The sequence below is a fragment of the Haliea sp. genome (genome assembly GCF_041395985.1).
Taxonomy (GTDB): domain Bacteria; phylum Pseudomonadota; class Gammaproteobacteria; order Pseudomonadales; family Halieaceae; genus Haliea.
This window is the reverse complement of sequence record NZ_JAWKZJ010000001.1, coordinates 195,182-214,118: the sequence shown is the minus strand read 5'-3', so window position 1 is coordinate 214,118 and position 18,937 is coordinate 195,182. Positions and strand designations below refer to the sequence as shown.

General features: G+C 64.5%; 14 protein-coding genes. 7 read left to right on the top strand and 7 right to left on the bottom strand.

What is annotated here, in order from left to right:
* Positions 1-44: 44 nt before the first annotated feature.
* The 3 genes from R3E49_RS00975 to R3E49_RS00965 all read right to left on the bottom strand — a co-directional run bounded on the left by R3E49_RS00975 (position 45) and on the right by R3E49_RS00965 (position 2,558).
* Complete coding sequence (locus tag R3E49_RS00975; RefSeq protein WP_371293343.1) at positions 45-665, bottom strand: DUF4136 domain-containing protein; 621 nt, start codon at positions 663-665, stop codon at positions 45-47.
* Between the two features lie 104 nt (positions 666-769).
* A complete protein-coding gene (locus R3E49_RS00970; RefSeq protein WP_371293342.1) occupies positions 770-1,822 on the bottom strand; it encodes a DUF3080 family protein in 1,053 nt (350 codons plus the stop codon).
* 97 nt (positions 1,823-1,919) lie between these two features.
* Positions 1,920-2,558: a glutathione S-transferase family protein gene (locus tag R3E49_RS00965; RefSeq protein WP_371293341.1), complete on the bottom strand. Its 639-nt coding sequence runs from the start codon at positions 2,556-2,558 to the stop codon at positions 1,920-1,922.
* 144 nt (positions 2,559-2,702) lie between these two features.
* On the opposite strand from R3E49_RS00965, the gene R3E49_RS00960 reads away from it, so the two are divergent.
* The 6 genes from R3E49_RS00960 (at position 2,703) to R3E49_RS00935 (ending at position 10,518) form a co-directional block, all read left to right on the top strand.
* Entirely contained in the window at positions 2,703-3,128 is a 426-nt protein-coding gene (locus R3E49_RS00960; protein ID WP_371293340.1) for a cytochrome c5 family protein, read from the top strand.
* Positions 3,129-3,274: 146 nt separating this feature from the next.
* The gene (locus R3E49_RS00955) at positions 3,275-4,408 is read left to right on the top strand and encodes an efflux RND transporter periplasmic adaptor subunit (RefSeq protein WP_371293339.1); all 1,134 of its coding nucleotides are present in this window, start codon (positions 3,275-3,277) and stop codon (positions 4,406-4,408) included.
* Positions 4,408-7,551, top strand: a complete 3,144-nt coding sequence (locus tag R3E49_RS00950) for an efflux RND transporter permease subunit (RefSeq protein ID WP_371293338.1) — start codon at positions 4,408-4,410, stop codon at positions 7,549-7,551. The genes R3E49_RS00955 and R3E49_RS00950 overlap by 1 nt, the downstream gene beginning before the upstream one ends.
* Positions 7,552-7,640: 89 nt before the next feature.
* The gene (locus tag R3E49_RS00945; protein WP_371293337.1) at positions 7,641-8,627 is read left to right on the top strand and encodes an AraC family transcriptional regulator ligand-binding domain-containing protein; all 987 of its coding nucleotides are present in this window, start codon (positions 7,641-7,643) and stop codon (positions 8,625-8,627) included.
* A gap of 181 nt (positions 8,628-8,808) precedes the next feature.
* A complete protein-coding gene (locus R3E49_RS00940) occupies positions 8,809-9,579 on the top strand; it encodes a class II aldolase/adducin family protein (protein ID WP_371293336.1) in 771 nt (256 codons plus the stop codon).
* 9 nt (positions 9,580-9,588) lie between these two features.
* Complete coding sequence (locus R3E49_RS00935; protein ID WP_371293335.1) at positions 9,589-10,518, top strand: TauD/TfdA dioxygenase family protein; 930 nt, start codon at positions 9,589-9,591, stop codon at positions 10,516-10,518.
* Between the two features lie 52 nt (positions 10,519-10,570).
* Here R3E49_RS00935 and R3E49_RS00930 read toward each other — a convergent pair whose 3' ends face one another.
* A complete protein-coding gene (locus R3E49_RS00930; protein WP_371293334.1) occupies positions 10,571-12,568 on the bottom strand; it encodes a UvrD-helicase domain-containing protein in 1,998 nt (665 codons plus the stop codon).
* A 174-nt stretch (positions 12,569-12,742) separates the two neighbouring features.
* Here R3E49_RS00930 and R3E49_RS00925 point away from each other — a divergent pair, with 174 nt between their 5' ends.
* Complete coding sequence (locus tag R3E49_RS00925) at positions 12,743-14,782, top strand: PhoX family phosphatase (protein WP_371293333.1); 2,040 nt, start codon at positions 12,743-12,745, stop codon at positions 14,780-14,782.
* 45 nt (positions 14,783-14,827) lie between these two features.
* On the opposite strand, the gene R3E49_RS00920 is transcribed toward R3E49_RS00925, so the two are convergent.
* From R3E49_RS00920 to R3E49_RS00910, 3 genes are read right to left on the bottom strand one after another with little or no spacing between them, the layout of a single operon-like run.
* Positions 14,828-16,030: an acetyl-CoA C-acyltransferase gene (locus R3E49_RS00920; protein WP_371293332.1), complete on the bottom strand. Its 1,203-nt coding sequence runs from the start codon at positions 16,028-16,030 to the stop codon at positions 14,828-14,830.
* Positions 16,027-17,259: an acetyl-CoA acetyltransferase gene (locus tag R3E49_RS00915; RefSeq protein WP_371293331.1), complete on the bottom strand. Its 1,233-nt coding sequence runs from the start codon at positions 17,257-17,259 to the stop codon at positions 16,027-16,029. Before R3E49_RS00915 ends, R3E49_RS00920 begins: the two co-directional genes overlap by 4 nt.
* Entirely contained in the window at positions 17,256-18,935 is a 1,680-nt protein-coding gene (locus R3E49_RS00910; protein WP_371293330.1) for a class I adenylate-forming enzyme family protein, read from the bottom strand. Before R3E49_RS00910 ends, R3E49_RS00915 begins: the two co-directional genes overlap by 4 nt.
* Positions 18,936-18,937: the final 2 nt, after the last annotated feature.

Below are 18,937 nucleotides of genomic sequence, written 5' to 3'. Positions count from 1 at the left end.
CGAACAGCGGGCGCGGTGCCGGGTGCGGGCGTGTCAGCGGCCGGCTACTCGCCGCCGGCAGCTTCCGGACCCGGGGGGAAGGCCGCGAAAATGACCTCCGCCGCCTCGTTGTAGCGCGACTGGTCCTGCAGCTGTTTGCCGGTCAGGCGCGAGTGGGTCACGCCGCGCCACACGGAGCGCTTCATGTCCGGATCGATCATATCGACGATAAAGGTGCCCTCGGTGTAATCGCGCACGCTGACCTCGGTAGACATACCCATGCAGGACCAGCAGTTGTACAGGCTGTAGCGGTTGTAGCCGTAGTACATGCCCATATAGCCGGGGCGGTCGTAGGTCTGCACATCCGTCTTGAACTGGGTGAGCAGATGCCAGCTGACCAGCATGTCGGCATCCGCGGGGTCTTCCACCAACGCGATACCTTTCAGTGACAGGGCGTGGCGAATGGCCGTGTCGATGCGCTCTTTCTGTATATCGCTGAGTTGCAGCGGGTTGTCGCCCGCCACGGTGCCGGAGTCTTCAAGGAACGCGACGCTGCGCACCTGGCTGAAGTCATAGCCCGGGTTGTAGTCGACATCGGGCTTCGGTGGCCCGCTGGCACAGGCTGCCAGTACCAGCGCGAGACTGCCGGCGCAGGTCGCTTTGAAAATGCTCAGTAGATTCGTCACGGGTTATCCCTGGGTGATGTGGTGCGTTAATGGTGTCCGTCAAACCACTTAGACTCCGTGCGCGCTGCAGAGTTTCCCGGAAACAGTCCGGCAGGCGTCAGGCGTCAACCAGGCTGCCGACCCGCGCCGCCGCAGGGTTCAAGGGTGGCCTGCAGCGCTGCCACATGGCGTTTCGGTGCCTCTGCCCAGTTTGTCAGGTTGGTGTCTCGCTGGCGCTGCCAGTCGCGATAGGCAGGAGGCAGGGCAGAACCGATCTCCTGTTCAAGGGCCTGCACCAGCGGCAGCAGCTCATGTTGGCGGCGGCCGAGGTCTGCGGACCAGGGCTGTACCTCGCCGACGAAAAACTTTTCGATCACGTTGCCCAGCGTATCCGCCGCCGCCGGGCGAATACGCTCGCTGCACAGGGGGCCCGCCGCGCGTTGCTGCGCCAGTACCGTGTCACCGGCCTGCAGCCAGCCAGCCTGCAGTGCCTGGGCGCGCAGCAGGGCGCCGCCATCCCCCAACGCGATCTCACTGAGCTGCAGCTCAAAATCCATATTGTCGGCGCGGTAGTCACCTGCCAGCCAGCGCCGGACGCTGGCATTGATGTTGGACAGCGCGGTCAGCGGTGCGCTGCTGGTATTCGCCGGGTAGTTTCGCAGGTTGTCCGGCGGCCGCCACAGGGCGCGATATTCGGGGCCACCCAGGGTGGCATTGAAGATCAGCGCCGGTAGCTGTTGCCGCTTCTGCGCATGGGCGTCTTCCAGAAGTTGGGCCAGTGCGGCTTCTCCCTGGCTGCGCTGGTAGGCGATACAGTCGGGCGCCAATTGCAGGAACTCCAGCTCCAGCAGCAGGCGCTGGGAGTCGCTGGCCATGATGCCCAGGCTGCTGTTGCGTTTGCCGATGGTGACCTGCACAGCGCAGCCCGTGAGGGCGAGAAAGTCGAGCGTGCCCAGGTTGCCACTTTCCAGCGCAAGCTTCAGTTCACCGCGCGTCGGAAGCCGCGGCAGGGTGGGCAGTTGGGGTTGGGGAGCCGTCTGCCCCAGAGTGCGCTCCAGCCGCTGCACGTAGTCCGCCAATGCGGTATCGGCCGGCACCTCACCGCATGCCGACAGGGCCAGCATGCCGGCGAGGAGCGCGCCGCGCAGGGTTCGGTTTCGCGAGAAGACTGTCTGCATGGCGCTGTTATAACCGAATTTGCACGGCCCCGCAGCGGGCAAATGGGGGCAGCGAGCTGGGCGCCGATGGGCCCCTGGGCCCCGGCGCCAACGCGTTTCACTGCCCGCCAGCAGCTGCCTCAAGGGCTGCCTTGGCGCGCGGTAGCCAGGCCTGGATGTGGCTGCACTCGTCGGGCACGGCGGCCTTGATCCAGCCGGCAAACTCGACGCACACCAGCAGGTCGATATCCGCGAGCGAGAAATGCTCGCCGGCCAGAAAGGGGCTTTTCGCCAGCGCGCGGTCCACCATGCGCCAGCCGGCTTCCAGGCGTTGTTTGCCGCGGTCAACCAGGGCCGGAATTTGCGCCACCTTCATCGGCCCCGGCAGGGCGCGGTCGGCGAAGGCCGGATTGCCGTTGCGGAACACTTCGGCAATCGCGTGGAACATGCTGTTGAAGAGGCGGTGGTTCCAGCTGATCACCTGGGCTTTTTCCAGCGCGGTGGTGCCCAGCAGGGGCTTCTCGGGATAGAGCGTCTCGAGATAGACGCAGGTGCCGATAACTTCGGTGAGTACCGTGCCATCATCCAGTGCCAGTGCCGGCACGGTACACATCGGGTTGACCTTGCGGAAGCTCTCCTCGAACTGGGCCTGTTTCATCATGTCGATCTGGACCGTGTCCAGCTTTATACCCTTGTAGTCGAGGAACAACTGCAGGCGGCGTGGGTTGGGGGCTGGGTCGTAGGTGTAGAGTTTCATGCGGGTGCTCCGGGTTGTGTGCGGATTTTTGCAGCTATAGTACGGGCAAACGCCGCGCGCGTGCCAGCGGCCTGCAATGGCGAGTTTTCCCAAGGCGCATAACTGGCTATAATGCGCGGCCAGTAACCAGAGGACTCTGTTGTGATGAGCCGATTTGTAGTGAGTGTAGTGGCACTGTGTGCAGCTATGGCGGCGGGTGCTATCGAGCTGTCGGACAGCCAGAGGGCTGCTATTGAAGAGCGCATCAAGCCGATGGGCGAAGTGTGCCTGCAGGGTGACGCCACCTGTGCCGGCGCCGCAGCATCGGGTGCGGCAGCGGTTGCTCGCTCGGGCGAGGAAGTCTATAACGCGGCCTGCATGGCCTGTCACATGACGGGTGCCGGCGGGGCTCCGGTAGTCGGCGACGCCACGGTCTGGGCGGAGCGCATTGCCAAGGGCATGGATGTATTGCATGACCATGGCATCAACGGCATCCCGGGCACCGGCATGATCGCCAAGGGCGGCTGCATGAGCTGCTCCGATGAGGAAGTGATGGCCGCGGTCGATTTCATGGTTGAAAAAAGCCAGTAAGGTCCAGCGCTGTCTGAAACCGCCCCGCTACGGCCGGGCGGTTTTTTTGTGCCCGCTGTTCTGTCCGGGCGCAGCTGTTGCTCCCCACCCCCCGGGCTCTGTTACAGTTGCCCCATACAACATTGGGGGGGCTTGGCGTGTCAGGCATGACGTTAGTGATTCGCGCAACGGCCGCGGTCAGCGTGCTTTCGCTGATTGCCTGCTCCGAGCCCGCGCCGCCGCCTCCGCCGGCCGGGGTGGTGGTGGACACAGTCCGGATAGAGCCCTACCAGGCACGCTCGGTGTATGTGGGGCGCCTGGTCGCCCGCGATGATGTGACCATCCGTGCCAGTGTCAGTGGGTATCTGCAGGAGCGCCGCTTTGTTGAGGGGGAGCAGGTAGAGGCGGGTGACGTGCTCTATGTGATCGACCCCGCGGAGTACGCTGCGGCGCTGGCCATAGCCCGGGCAGACCTCGCTGCGGCGAAAGCCAACCAGAACAATGCCGAGCGCAACTACCGGCGCGGTCTGGAGTTGTTGCCGAAAGGTGCGATTTCCCAGGTGGAGATGGACAATCTCACGGCGCTGAAGCTGGATGCCGATGCCCGCATCGAGGCGGCCCAGGCGCAGGTAAAGGCCGCGGAGGTCAACCTCGGGTTCACCACCATCAAGGCGCCGATCAGCGGCCGCATCGGGCGCAGCCAGGTGAGCCCGGGCGATCTGGTGGGTCCGAGTAGCGGCGATCTCACCACGCTGGTCAGCATCGACCCTATCGAGGCGCTGTTCCAGGTGTCGGAAGCCACCTACATCGACCAGATCAGCCAGCGGGTAACGGCCAATCCCTCGGTGGACGACCTGCAGGGCGTCGAAGTGACCCTGGAGCTCGCCGATGGTCTGGAATACCCCGAAGTGGGGCAGATTGATTACTTCGGCAACCGCATTGACGCAACCACCGGCACCATGGAGGCCCGCGCCCGCATTCCCAACCCCTATGGCCTGCTGGTGCCCGGCCAGTATGTGCGCGTAACCCTGCAGGACACGGCGCTGGAAGAGGGGCTGTTCGTCCCCCTCGCCGCAGTGCAGGCGGACCAGCAGGGTGCGTTTGTGCTGGTGGTGTCGGACCAGAACACCGTGCAGCGCAACAACCTGCAACTCGGTGAGCGGGTTGACGACATGGTGCTGGTGACGGACGGGTTGGCAGCGGGTGACCGCGTCATCGTACGCGGCCTGCAGCAGGTGCGCCCGGGCATGCCGGTGGTGATCACCGCGACGGTGGGCAGCACCGCCGACGAGGGCAACTGATGTTCAGCGCGTTTTTTATCCGGCGCCCCAAGTTTGCGCTGGTGATATCCATTGTGCTCACCTTGCTCGGCAGCCTGGCCCTGCGATTTCTGCCGATCAACGAGTATCCCCCGATCGCACCGCCCAACATTGTGGTGTCCGCCGTGTATCCGGGTGCCGCCGCCGAGGTGGTCGAGATGGCGGTGGGTGCGCCCATTGAGGACGCGGTGAATGGCGTGGAGGATATGCTGTACATGTCCTCCAAGAGCGCCAACGACGGCAGCTATTCCCTCACCATTACCTTTGCCATTGGCACCGATGCCGACATGGCCCTGGTGCGCGTGCAGAACCGGGTCAAGCTGGCAGAGCCCTCACTGCCGGCGGAGGTGACGGCGCGCGGGCTGAAGATTGCGGAACGCGCCCCGGACATGCTGAAAATCATCAGCTTCACCTCGCCGGACGAGTCGCTGGATTACAAGTTTCTTTCCAACTACGTGAAGATCAACGTAGCCGGTGCCCTCAGCCGGGTGCCGGGAATTTCCGGTGCAGATGTGATGGGCCAGGCGGACTATGCCATGCGCCTGTGGCTGGACCCGGACAAGATGGCCAATCGCGGCCTGTCGGTGACGGACATCCAGGCGGCGCTGCGCGAGCAGAATGTGCAGGTCGCGGCGGGCAAGATAGGCGGCCCGCCCTTTGACCAGCGCATGGAAACCGAGTTTACCCTGCGGGTGAAGGGCCGCCTGCAGAATGTGGCGGAGTTTGAAGGTATCGTGCTGCGCGCCCGCCCGGATGGCTCGGCGATTTACCTGCGCGATGTGGCACGGGTGGAACTGGGCCAGTCGACCTACGGTTTCTACGGTGAAATTGGCGGACGCCCCGCGGTCAACGTGGCGCTCTACCTGGCCTCGGATGCCAATGCGCTGGAGGTCGGCGAGACGGTGGATGCCCTGGTGGCGGACCTGGCGCAGTCCTTCCCCGCGGGCATGGCCTACCAGATCAACTATGACACCACGCGCTATGTGTCGACAGCCGTGGCGCAGGTGCTGCAGTCACTGCTGGTGGCGGTGCTGCTGGTGGTGCTGATTACCTTCCTGTTCCTCGGCAGCCTGCGGGCCACCCTGGTGCCGGCGGTGACCATTCCGGTGTCCCTGGTTTCATCGCTGGCCGTGCTCTTTCTGCTGGGCATGTCAATCAACACCATGACCCTGTTTGCACTCATTCTGGCCATCGGGGTGGTGGTCGATGATGCCATTCTGGTGATCGAGAACTGTGACCGGCACCTGCGCGAGGATCCGGAACTAGAGCCGCGCGATGCTGCCCTGCAGACCATGCGCGAGGTGGGTGGCGCCATCGTTGCGACAACACTGGTGCTGCTGGCGGTCTTTCTGCCAGTCGCGGCACTGCCCGGCATCACCGGTGAGATGTACCGTCAGTTCGGGGTGACCATCTGTGTCGCGGTGGTGTTTTCATCCGTCAACGCGCTGACCCTGAGTCCGGCGCTCTGCGCCCTGCTGCTCAAGCGTGGCGGGCAGCGCGATGCCGGATGGTACCGGATATTCCTCGCGGGATTTGCCCGCGTCACCGGCGGTTACACCCGTGGCGTGGACTGGGTGCTGCGCAAACTGGTGGTAGTTGGGCTGGTTTTCCTCGCCTGGATGGGTGCGCTGGCTGTGGGCGTGATCGCCACGCCGACCGCGCTGGTGCCGGACGAGGACAAGGGCGCGCTGCTGGTGAATATCCAGCTGCCGGATGCCGCCTCGCTGCTGCGCACCCGGGATGCGGTGCGCAAGGTGTCGGACATCATCGCCACCGACGCGGCGGTGCAGAGTGTCACCGAAGTGACCGGATTTTCCATCCTCACCGGCGCCATGGCGAGCAACGCCGCCACCCTGTTCGTCGTGCTCCGCCACTGGGACGATCGGCAGCAGGCGGAGGAGTTGGTGTTCAACGTGGCGCAGCGTATCAACCGGCAGGCCTTCCGGCAGGTGCCGGAGGCGCAGGTGGTGGCGATTGCACCGCCTGCCATCCCCGGCATGGGAGCCGTGGGCGGGCTGGAGTTGATGCTGCAGGACACCCTGTCCCGCGGCCCCGCCGAGCTGGCCGCCGTATTGAACAATTTCATCGTGGAAAGCAATGCGCACCCGGCACTGGCCAGCGTGTTCAGCACCTTCCGCGCCAACGTGCCGCAGTACTTTATCGACGTTGACCGGGTGAAAGCCAAGAACCTCGGCGTACCGTTGAGTGAGGTGTTCCTGACCCTGCAGGCGCAGCTGGGCTCCCTGTATATCAACGATTTCAACAAATTCGGCCAGACCTACCAGGTGACCATGCAGGCCGATGCGCCCTTCCGTGCCGATTTGGAAGGCCTGGAGCATTTCTACCTGAAGTCAGGCAGCGGGGAGATGGTGCCCCTGAGTACACTGGTCCGCAGCAACCTCACCCTGGGGCCGGATGTCACGCAGCGCTACAACCTGTACCGCGCCGCCACCGTGCGCGGGAACGTGGCACCGGGCTTCAGCAGCGGCGACGGCATGCGTGCCTTCGAATCGGTTGCGGACACGTTGCCCGATGGCTACCGCGTGGCCTGGACCGGCGCTGCCTTCCAGCAGCAGCAGGCCGGCAATACGGCGGTGCTCGGTTTCGTCCTCGCGCTGGTGTTTGTCTATCTGTTCCTGGTTGCGCAGTATGAAAGCTGGTCCGTGCCCGTCGCCATTATCCTGGTGGTTCCGATGGCGATCGGCGGAGCAATTCTCGCCCTGCTGCTCACCGGGCAGGCGCTGAACCTGTATGCGCAGATCGGACTGGTGCTGCTGATCGCCATGGCGGCGAAGAATGCGATCCTCATCGTGGAGTTTGCGCGCCAGCTGCGTGAGGACAGCGGCCGGGGCATCATCGAGGCAGCGGCCGAGGCGGGTAGGTTGCGATTCCGGGCGGTATGCATGACCGCGGTGTCGTTTATCCTGGGTATTCTGCCGCTGGTATTCGCTACCGGTGCCGGCGCTTTCGGCCAGCGCTCGCTCGGCATCACGGTGTTTGGCGGTATGCTCGCGGCCCTGTTGGTCGGCACGTTCTTTATTCCCGGTTTTTACGCGATTGTGCAGGGCCTGCGGGAGCGTGTTAAACAGCGTCTCGGCATCGGCGGGGCTGATATAAACGCGTAGCGGCCGCGCTGGTCGCCACCTGCAGCGCCACTTATACTGGCGCTCTCGGCAACAGGGGTGGGCAGGGTATCAACACTGACGCGCGCTATATGGCCTGGCTGCTGGATTATCTGGCGGGCCTGGGGATGGACGCTGGCGCACTGGCGCGCACGCACGGTATTCACGTCGATCAGCTGCACCGTCCTGAAGCCCGCATCAGCGAGGCGAGCCACCACGGTGTGTTGCGCGACGCCCAGGCGAGCTTTCCGGGCAGGTCGCTGGGGCTGCAACTGGGCCTGCACCGCTCAATGGCCACCCTCGACCAGCTGGCCTACCTGATGATGAGCAGCGCTACGCTGAGAGAGTCCATTGCCCACGGCCTGCGCTTCCAGAATTATCCCGGACGCTTTTCGGGGTTCCAGCTGGTGACCGCATTCAGCGAAATCGAAGGGCAGGGCTGCTACCAGATTCATGCCCACGACAGCCTGGGCGACCTGCGGTTGCTGGTGGTGGAGGAGTTGCTGGCGGCCATCGTCACCACTTCGCGCTGGGTGCTGGGCCGGGCGTTACCGGTTACGGCACTGAAACTCGACTACCCGGCGCCGGTACACCACGCCGAATACGCCGGGGTTTTCAATGCGCCCATACAGTTCGACAGCGCGGCCATTCAGCTGTTTTTTGCCGCGGATATCCTCGATCAGCCGCTGCCCCACGCCAGCCCGCAGAGTGCGGCGCTGTACGCCAGGCTCTGCGAGGAAACCAGTATCAGCCGCAGTCGGGGCGATATGGCCTGGCGTGTCTGGCAGATTATTGTGGAAAACCCGGCAGAGCCGCCCGGGCTGGAAGAGTGCGCTGCACTGTTGCACTGCAGCGTGCGTACCCTGAGTCGCAAGCTGCAGGCCCAGGGCTGGCAGTACCAGCATCTGGTGGACCAGGTGCGTGAGATACATGCCCGACGTTACCTCAGCCACCCGCGCCTGAGCATCACCCACATAGCCCACCAGCTGGGTTACGCCGACAGCTCTGGTTTTCATCGCGCGTTCAAGAAATGGACCGGCCTTTCCCCCAGTGAATTCAGGGCCAGGTTGTTTGCCTGACGCGGCAATGGCGTGATCGGCCATGCAACTGGCCACATTCGCCATGCCTGCAGCGCCGGGCCTATCTACTATCATTGCATAAAGCCGGCCCGGGCAGTCTGCAATGCCCAGAGGCCGCTTGCGCCAGACCAGTTGTTGATAACCCAAGGTTCGCTAAACCGCCAGATGACGGAGTGTCGCTATGAATAAATATGACGGCTTGAACAAGGCCATGCTGGACCGTTTTGCACCGCAGCCCGGCAGGCGCCCGCTGCTACCCGAGATGAGCGCCAAGGCGCAGGTGGCGCTCACCTGCCGCATGCTGTTTCGGGAGGGCTGGAACGAGCATATCGCGGGGCACATCACCCTGCGCCAGAGTGACGGCACCATACTGACCAACCCCTGGGAACTGGCGTGGGACGAGTTGACTGCCAGCGATATCATGACGCTGGATGCCAAAGGCAACATTATTGATGGCGAGTGGAACATTACCCCGGCCATCGGCCTGCACCTGCAGCTGCACGAGTTGCGGCCTGACGTACACGTGGTGATCCACAACCACACACACTGGAGCGGTATCTGGGCCAACCTGCAGCGCACCCCACCGATCTACGACCAGACCGGCGCGCACTGCGGCCTGGAGCTGCCGGTGTACAACGAGTACACCGGCACCTTTGAAGACGAGGCAACCACACTGTCTGCTGCCGAAGCGCTGGGCGATTCCAAGTGGGCACTGCTGGCCAATCACGGCGCGCTGGTAGTGGGCAAGGACCTGCGCCAGGCGCATCTGCGCGTGATCACCCTCGAGTGGCGCTGCAAGCGCGCCTACGAGGTAGAGCTGCTGGGTGGCGCCGAGCCCCTGAGCAACGAGGTGGTGGAGAAAGTGAGCATCACCGACGGCAACGGTTTCCCCTTCTGTTTTGAAGCCATGGCGCGTCGCGAGCTGCGCCTGGACCCCAGCATTCTGGATTAGGAATTGACCATGAGCCTGACTGTAAAACCGCTTGCCAACATCGGCGCCGAGATCAGCGGTGTGAACATCAACGAGCCCGTTTCCGAGGCGCTGGCCGAGGAGTTGAAAGCCCTGTGGTATGAATACGGTGTGCTGCTCATCCGCGGGCAGAAAGTCACGCCGGAGAGCCAGATCGCCTTCAGCCGCACCTTCGGCCCGTTGGAGATGCATCCGCTGAAGGCGACAACCTCGGAGGCCAACCCCGAGCTGTTCGTGCTGGAGAATGGCGGTGACAAAGACGCGTATGCCACCGCATTCTACAACGGTGAGAAGATCGTGGGCCGCCTCGACTGGCACATCGACCTGCACTACACCGGCAAGCCCAACCACGGGGCCCTGCTGACCGCCGTCACGGTTGCTGCGGAGGACGGTCTCACGGGTTTCGGAGACCTCGCCATGGCCTACGATGCCCTGGATGACGACACCAAGGCCCTGCTGGAAAAACTGGAAGTGGCCTACTGCTTCAGCATGCAGCGGCGGCATATGCGTTACGTCGACGTGCAAGGCTATGAGCCGGGCCCGCACAGCCCGAGGAAGCCTGCAGATGTCGGCTTGCCAGACTTCCCTGATGCGGTCTACCCGGCAGCCCACAGGCACCCGGTCACCGGGCGCAAGGTGCTGGGTATTGTCGAGCAGTTTCTCGATCGGGTGATTACGCCGCAAAAATTCGGCCTGTCCAACGACGAGTCAATCGAGCTGCTGGAAAGGCTGGTGGCCCACACCCGCAAGCCCGAGTTTCACTATTTTCACACGTGGGAGGAGGGCGACCTGGTGCTGTGGGACAACTGGCGCATCATGCACTGCACCACCGGCACCAAGCCCGGCGTGCGCCGCGTCATCAACCGCACGACCATTGAGGGGAATGCGGTGCTGGGTCGTGTGCTGGGTGCTGAAGTCTAGCCCTCGGCGAGCAAGCCCGCGCGCGGTGCACCGCGCTCGCGCTGAGGCGACGTCAGGCGAACAAGGATTTCAGGCTGCTCAGGGTCTCTGTCGCGCGCTGTTCATTGGCTTGCGCGGTATCGGCGTCGCCACCCTGCCACTGCAGGTCCTCTGCGGGTAGCTCGGCAAGGAAGCGGCTGGGCTCGCAGGTCAGCTGTTCGCCATATTGGCGGCGTTTCAGGGCCAGCGTCATGGTCAGTGTTTCCCGTGCCCGGGTAATACCCACGTAGGCCAGACGCCGTTCTTCGGCAATATTGTCCTCCTCAATGCTGACCCGGTGCGGCAGCAGATTCTCCTCCATGCCGATGATGAAGACGTGGGGGAACTCCAACCCTTTGGAGGCGTGCAGGGTCATCAGCTGCACGCTATCTGGCCCCGCTTTCTCTTCTTCCTGCTGCTCCAGCAGGTCGCGCAGCAGCAGGCGGCTGACCGCCTCGTCGAGGCCGATATCCTCATCGCGCGTGACCCGCTCCAGACTGTCGATCAGGAAAGTGACGTTGCCCATGCGGCGCTCCGCCACATCCTCGCTGGAGCTGATCTGCAGCAACCAGTCGGCGTAATCGATATCCCGTACCAGCTGGCGGATCGCGCCGATGCCGTCTCCGCCGGCGCTGCGCCGGCGCAGCACGCCCAGCCACTGGTTGAATTCCCGCAGCCGCTTGAGCCCGGCATCGGGCAATGCGCCGGCCTCGATGTGCTGCAGGGCCTGGCTCAGGCTGCAGCGATGCTGCGTGGCGCAGGTGCCGAGTGCCTCCAGGGTGGAGGGCCCCAGCTTGCGCCGCGGCACGTTGGCAATGCGCAGGAAGGCGTTGTCGTCGTTTTCGTTCACCAGCAGGCGCAGGTAGGCCATGATGTCCTTGACCTCATTGCGGGCGAAGAAAGAGGTGCCGCCGCTCAGGTGGTAGGGCACCTGCTGCTGCTGCAGGGCGAGCTCCAGCAGCCGCGACTGGTGGTTACCCCGGTAGAGGACCGCGTAATCGCCGAAACGGGTGCGCTTGCGCAGTTTGTGGTCGAGGATCTCTGCAACCACCTGGTCTACTTCCTGCTGCTCGTCGGCGCAGCGCAGCACGCGCAAGGGTTCACCGGCGCCGAGCTCACTCCACAGCTGTTTCTCGAACACGTGCGCATTATTGGCGATGAGGGTGTTGGCGGCCTTGAGAATGCGGGCGGTGGAGCGGTAGTTCTGCTCCAGCTTGACCAGTTTCAGGCCGCGGAAGTCCGCCTGCAGCTGGGCCAGATTCTCCGGGCGAGCGCCGCGCCAGGCGTAGATCGACTGGTCGTCGTCGCCGACCACGGTCAGCCCGCCGCGCAGGCCCACCAGTTGGCGCACCAGCAGGTACTGGCTGGCGTTGGTGTCCTGGTACTCGTCCACCAGCAGGTAGTGCAGCCGGTTCTGCCACTTTTCCAGAATGTCCGGCTGGTGCTCGAAGAGGATGGTGGGCAGCAGGATGAGGTCATCGAAGTCCAGCGCATTGAAGGCCTTCAGGGCACGCCGGTAGCGCTGGTAGGCCTGCGCAAAGAGCATCTCTGCCGGCGAGGTCGCCTGCGCCAGCGCCGCCTCGGGCAATATACGGTCGTTCTTCCAGTTGGAGATGCGCTGCTGGATGAGGCCGGCCTGGTCGCCTTCGGCGCCGTGCTCCTGAATCAGCAGATCATGAATGAGTTTGCGGCTGTCCTCACCATCAAATATCGAGAAGCCGGCCTTCATGGCCAGCGCCTTGCGCTCCTCGCGGATAATCTTCAGGCCCAGCTGGTGGAAGGTACTGACCGTGAGCCCCTCTGAAGCCTGTGGGCCGAGCAGGCCACTGACGCGCTCTTTCATTTCCCGCGCCGCCTTGTTGGTGAAGGTGACGGCGGCGATGCGCTCGGCGCGAATGCCGCAGTCCTGCACCAGGTAGGCGATCTTGCGCGTGATTACGCTGGTCTTGCCGCTGCCCGCGCCGGCGAGCACCAGCAGCGGGCCGTCAATGTAGCGCACAGCCTCGCGCTGGCGGGGGTTGAGCTGGGTCACGTGGGTGTCATTCAGGTGCTGTTCAGGGTCGCGCAGTGTAGCAGGAAATTTCCATCATCCGTGCCCGTGGCGTTTCCCGGGGCGCAATACTTTGGTCATACTTGGCGTTTACCATGCCGCCTCAGGTCACCTGACAGCACGCCCGGCGCGCACTGTCTCACTGCTGGAGTTCCCATGCACAAACGCTTTGTTCCGGGCCATGCCGACCCCTCCTTTGCCGCGAACGAGGAGCCGCTGCGTGAGCCGGTGCCACAGCCGGACTTCCAGCAGGTGGTAAGTGCTCGCTATCAGCGTAGAGACATTCTGCGCGGGGGTGTCGGACTGGCCCTCTGCACCATGTTCGGTGGTCTGTGGCCGCCGCGAACAGCGCAGGCGTCTGCGGCCGCCGGGCCCCGGCCGGCCTCTTCCCGCCTGGGGTTTTCAGCGGTGGCCGCGGGCAGCGCGGACACGGTGGTGGTGCCGCCCGGGTACCGGGTGCAGGTGCTGTTGCCCTGGGGAGAGCCCCTGTGTGGTGAGTACCCTGCTTTCTCTGTGGGCAACGGCGCTGCGGATCAGGCCCAGCAGATGGGTTCACACCACGATGGCATGCATTTCTTTCCCCTGGCGGGCAGTTCAGCAGAGGGCCTGCTGGTGATGAATCATGAGTATGCAGAACCGCGCTTCATGCATGCCGCAGCGGCAGGGCTGGCGCTGGGTGCGGTGGATGTTCCATTGCGTACAGATGGTAGCCGCGACCCGGAGCAAGTGCTCAAGGAGATCTATGCCCACGGGGTGAGCGTGGCGCACATTCGGCGCGATGCACACGGTGTGTGGCAGCTGGTGCGCGATACCCGCAACCGGCGGATCACCGCCGCGACCCCCATGGCTATCAGCGGGCCGCTGCGCGGAGACCCTCGCCTGCGTACGGCGTGGAGCCCGGATGGCACGCAGGCGCGGGGTACGCTCAACAACTGTGCCCACGGTGTCACTCCCTGGGGCACCTACCTGGCCTGCGAAGAAAACTGGCGCTATTACTTCGTGCGCGATGCGGGCCCCGCACCGGTCTCCTTGACCCGCTACGGCGTGGAGCCACTCAGTGCCTGGCGTTGGCATTTGGCCGCCGGCAATGCGGCCGACGACCCCGGCCAGTTCGCGCGATTTGATGCCAGTCGGCGCGCGGAGTCTGCCGAGGGCGACTTCCGCAATGAGCCACACGCCTTTGGCTGGGTAGTGGAAATCGACCCCTTCGATCCACAGAGCGTACCGGTGAAGCGCACCCGCCTCGGGCGGTTTGCGCATGAAGGGGTCGTCTTTGCGCCCGCAGTGGAAGGCCGCCCCCTGACCCTATACTCAGGCGATGATGCCCGGTTCGAGTATATCTACAAGTTCGTGTCCAGCCGCCCCTACCAGGCCGCCTCAGCCGATGGATCACTTCTCGACGAGGGGACACTGTATGCGGCACGCTTCTCCAGCGATGGCAGTGGAGAGTGGCTTGCGCTGGTGCCGGGCAAGAACGGGCTGACGCCGGCCACTGGCTTCGCCACGTTGGCCGATATTCTGCTTAACACGCGCGGCGCCGCAGACGTGGCGGGCGCCACCCCGATGGATCGCCCCGAATGGGGGGCACTGGATCCGGCTACGGGGCAGGTCTATTTCAGTTTGACCAAAAATGAACGGCGCACGCGTGAGCAGGCGAGTGGGGCGAACCCCCGCGCTGGCAATGCCCATGGGCAGATTGTGCGTTGGCGTGAGGCCGAGGGTGACCACACGGCGACAACCTTCACGTGGGAGCTGTTTTTGCTGGCAGGTTCGGCGGGGCAGGGCCGCGACCTGCAAGGGCAGCCATTTGCGCAGGAGAGCAGCCTCTCCAACCCGGATGGGCTCTGGTTCGACGCCGACAGGCGCCTCTGGATACAGACCGATATCTCGGACGAGAAGCTCAACACAACGGGTTGGTCTGTCTTTGGCAACAATGCCCTGCTGGCAGCGGACCCGGATACCGGCGAAGTCAGACGCTTTATGGTCGGGCCTCGCGGCGCCGAGATCACCGGCTGCGTTGGCACACCGGATGGGGCTACGCTGTTTGTGAATGTTCAGCATCCCGGGGCGTCTACCAGCGCAAAGGACTTTGCCCGCGGTCGCCTGCAGAGTTATTGGCCCGACGGCGGCCCCGCGATGCCGCGCTCGGCCACGCTGGTGATCACCCGGGAAGACGGAGGCGTGGTGGGTGCCTGAGAGGGTGTTGTGCCTGCGGGCCAGCGGCGTGCTTTCCGCCCGGCCTCAGGGCAGGCGCTCAATCAACAGGGCGCTGCCCGTACCGGCCGCCCCGGCCGCTGACACCACGCCCCACTGCAGGTCGCGCCGCTCCAGCTCATCCAGCAGGGTGCCTGCCATGATGGCGCCCGTGGCACCCATCGGGTGGCCCAGGGCAATCACGCCGCCGTTGACGTTCAGTTTGTCATCGGCAATCCCCAGCTCGCGCATCGCAACCACGCTGACTGCAGCAAACGCCTCGTGAATCTCGAACAGGTCGATATCCGCCGCACTCAGGCCCTGCTGGGCGAGCAGCGATCGCGTGGCCTCTACACAGCCGCTGAGTACCTGTAAGGGGTCGGCATTGACGGTGACCGAGGCGACGATGCGCGCCCGCGGCCGGCGGCCGTTGCGTTGCCCCCAGGTTTCGTCGGCAATCAGTACCAGTGCCGCGCCGTCGGCCATGGCAGGTGAATTGCCGGCGGTGTGGATATGCTCAACCGCGCTCAGCTGCGTGTGCCCGGCCAGCTGGAAAGCATCCACGCCGGCGGCGCCGGCCTTGGCGAAGACGGCGGGCATCTCCGCCAGCTGCTCCGCCGTGGTGGAGGCCCGGATGCATTCGTCGGCGCTCACTACGCTGCCATCTTCCAATGTGATGGGCACCACGGAGGTGAACCACCCCTGCTCGCGGGCGCGGGCGGCCCGCTGCTGGCTGGCAAGGGCTACAGCGTCGGCGTCGGCGCGGCTGACACCGTGCAGTGTGGCAATGAGGTCCGCTCCGTTACCCATCATCAACATGCGGCACTGGGCGGCGAACTGCGGATCGGTGAACACACGGGCCTGGTCCGAGAGCATGGGCACACGCGACATCATTTCCACACCGCCGGCAACCGTGACGTCGGCCTGCCCGGCGGCCACCTTGAGGGCGGCCAGGGCCATGGCATCAACGCCGGAGGAGCAGTAGCGGCTCACTGTAAGACCGGGAACCGAGCCGGGCCAGCCTGCATACAGCGTGGAGTTCTTGGCGATATTGCCTGCCTGCTCGCCGGCCTGGGTGACGCAGCCCAGAATGACATCGGCAACCTCGCCCGGCGCCAGCCCGGTACGGGACACCAGCGCGGTGTAAAGCTGCTTGAGCAGCGCCTGGGGGGTGAGTGAGTTCAGGCTGGCGCCCTCTTTGGCGCGGCCGCGTGGGCTGCGCAGGGCGTCGTAGATCAGCGCGTCCTTCATGCTCCTACTCCAATAATCAGGCTGACACAGGTGGTGGCGCTGCCACCGAGATTGAACGTGGCCATGTTCTCGGCTTGCGGCAGTTGGTAGTCACCGGCTCTCCCGCTCACCTGCAGGGCGCAGTCCAGCGCCATGCGTACACCGGTTGCGCCCACCGGATGGCCGAGGCCGATCAGGCCGCCACTGGGGTTGATGGGAAAGCTCCCGTCGCGGGTGATGCGGCCGTCCTCCACCGCCTTCCAGCTTTCCCCCGGGGCGGTGAGCCCGCTGTGGTCTATCGCCATGTATTCGGTGACCGAGAAGCAGTCGTGGGTCTCCAGGGCATCGAGGTCGGTGATCTGTGCAAAACCGCCGCGGCGCAGTGCATCTTCCATCATGGTCTGTACATGGGGGAACAGCAGCGGCATGCCGGCGCTGAGTTGCAGCTTGCGCTCCAGCAGGATCGGTGCGGAGCGGTGTCCCCAGCCCTTGATGCGCGGAATGTCGGCCAGCTTCAGGCCCCGTTTGGCGGCGTGTTCGCGCGCGGCGCGCTCACTCGCGAGCATGACGCAGGCGGCACCGTCGGTGATCTGCCCGCAATCCATCTTGCGCACACGGCCTTCGATAACCGGGTTGAGTTCGTCGTCATCGCTAAAGCAGCCCGGCGGGAACTGCCATGCGCGGGTCTGGGCATTGGGGTTGGATTTGGCGTTGCCGAAGTTGATCTCTGCGATGCGTGCCAGGTGCTCGCCGCGAATGCCGTGGCGCTGCTGGTATTCCCGGGTGATGCGATCAAACATGTGCGGCCAGGGGTAGTCGCAGTCCGTGGCCTCGTGCCCCTGCCAGGCGGCCGCCCCCAGATACTCAGCGCCGGTCTTGCCGTTCACATTGCGCATGAATTCCAGGCCCAGCACACAGGCGATGTCGTAGTGTCCGGCCTCGATATCGCGCATGGCACTGAGCATGGCGATGGAACCCGAAGCGCAGGCCGCCTCGTGGCGCGAGGTGGGGATGGCCGCCAGTTCCGGGTACAGCTGGCCGAAAAAGCCGTTGATCAGGCCCTGGCCGGTGAACAGCTCACCGACGAAATTACCCACATGGCCCACCTCGATCTGCGCGGGCTCGATGCCGGCGTCCGCGATGGCGCCGTCCAGCGCTTCGGCGAACATGTCGTAAATCTCCAGGCCTTCTCGGGCCCAGTTGCGGCTGAAGTCGGTTTGTGCACCGCCCAGGATATACACGTGGTTCATGCTTGGGTTCCTCGTTGTGCCACCAGTGCCTGCAATTCACCGCGCACCACCTTGCCGACCGGATTGCGGGGCAGTGCATCGAATATCTCCAGCCGCTCTGGCAGCTTGAATTTCGCCACGCCTTTCTCCAGCAGCCAGCTGCACAGTGTTGCCAGTTCCGGCGGGTCGCTGCCCTCCAGTGGCACGATGCAGGCGCAGATTTTTTCTTCCAGGTCCGCGTCTGGATAACCGCAGACCGCGGCCTCGGCGAGCCCGGGAAAACCCTCCAGCAAGGTATCCAGTTCTGCGGGAGAAATCTTCATGCCGCCGCGGTTGATGATGTCTTTGCAGCGGCCGACGATGCGGTAGTAATTGGGGGGCTCGCCGGCAATTTCCACCAGGTCACCGGTGCGAAACAGGCCATCCTCGGTGAACACGCCCTCGCCGCTGTGCCCCAGGTAGCCGTCAAACACGGCGGGGCCGCCGATACACAGCTCTCCCGGCACACCCGGTTCGGTAATTTCCGCACCGGACGCCGGGTCGATCACGCGGGTGGTGATGGACTCGTGGGAATGGCCCTGCCAGGGCATATTGCGAGCACCGAAGCGCGGGAACAGGCTGGCCCGGTACTCGGGGGTCGCCGCCACTTCCGGTGTGGAGAACAGGCTGATCCCCTCATTGGAGCCATAGAAGTTGATGATCTGTTTGCCGTACTCCCCCTCGATGACCTGGATCATGGCCGGAGAGAGTGGCACCGAGCCCGAGCCGAAGGCGCGGATCGCACTGAAATCGCACTGCTGCCACAGTGCCGGTTGCTGCGCGAGACGGTTGAGCAGGGCGGGTGGCGCAATGGTGAAATTGACCCGTTCCTCCTGGATCTGGCGCAGGAACATGGGTGGATCCATGGGCTGGTGCAGCACCAGCGGGCAGGCGTTGATGATGGCGGGGAACAGGAACCCGCCCAGCGCCGCCATATTGACCAGCGGAAAAGGCACCAGCAGTGTTTCGCCCTGCTGGTAGTCCCCCGCCGCCATGGTGTTGCGCGCCATCGCCCGCCACATGTTGTGGGAGCGCGGCACGCCCTTCGGTGTCCCGGTGGTACCCGAGGTCCAGACCACGGTGAGGATATCATTGGCGTCTGCCGGGTGCTGTTTGCGGTGTGCGCGCAACGCGGCGAGGTCCCCGTCGGCCATTGGCCGATCGAGGTCGAGTTCGGCACCGAAACGCCAGATGGGTTGCTCCGGTAGCGCGGCCCGTGCGCGTGCCGCGAGGTCCTGATCGCGGAACTGCCCGAGTGTGATGACGGCCGCGGGTTGCAGGCTGTGGGCAAAGCCTGTCAGCTCGTGACCGCCGTACTGTATGGGCAGCGGTGAGACCACCACCCCCAACTTGCTGGCCGCGTAGTAGGTGATGACCAGCTCGGCAATGTTCGGCAGCTGCACCAGGATGCGGTCGTCATGGTGCAGTCCCAGGGCGAGCAGCTGCGCTGCCAGTCGGTCGCTGAGTGCCTCCAGTTCGGCAAAGCTGATGCGTCTGGCCGGCAGCCCGGTCAGCTCGGTTTTGTTGGGCTGGTCAATCAGGGCTGTGCGTTCCGGCACCTGCGTCGCCTGTGCGGCGAGGATGTCGTGCAGGGTCTCGTCGCCCCAGTAACCGGCCTCGGTCAGTGTCCGGATGCGTGATTGTGGACTGGTTTGCATGT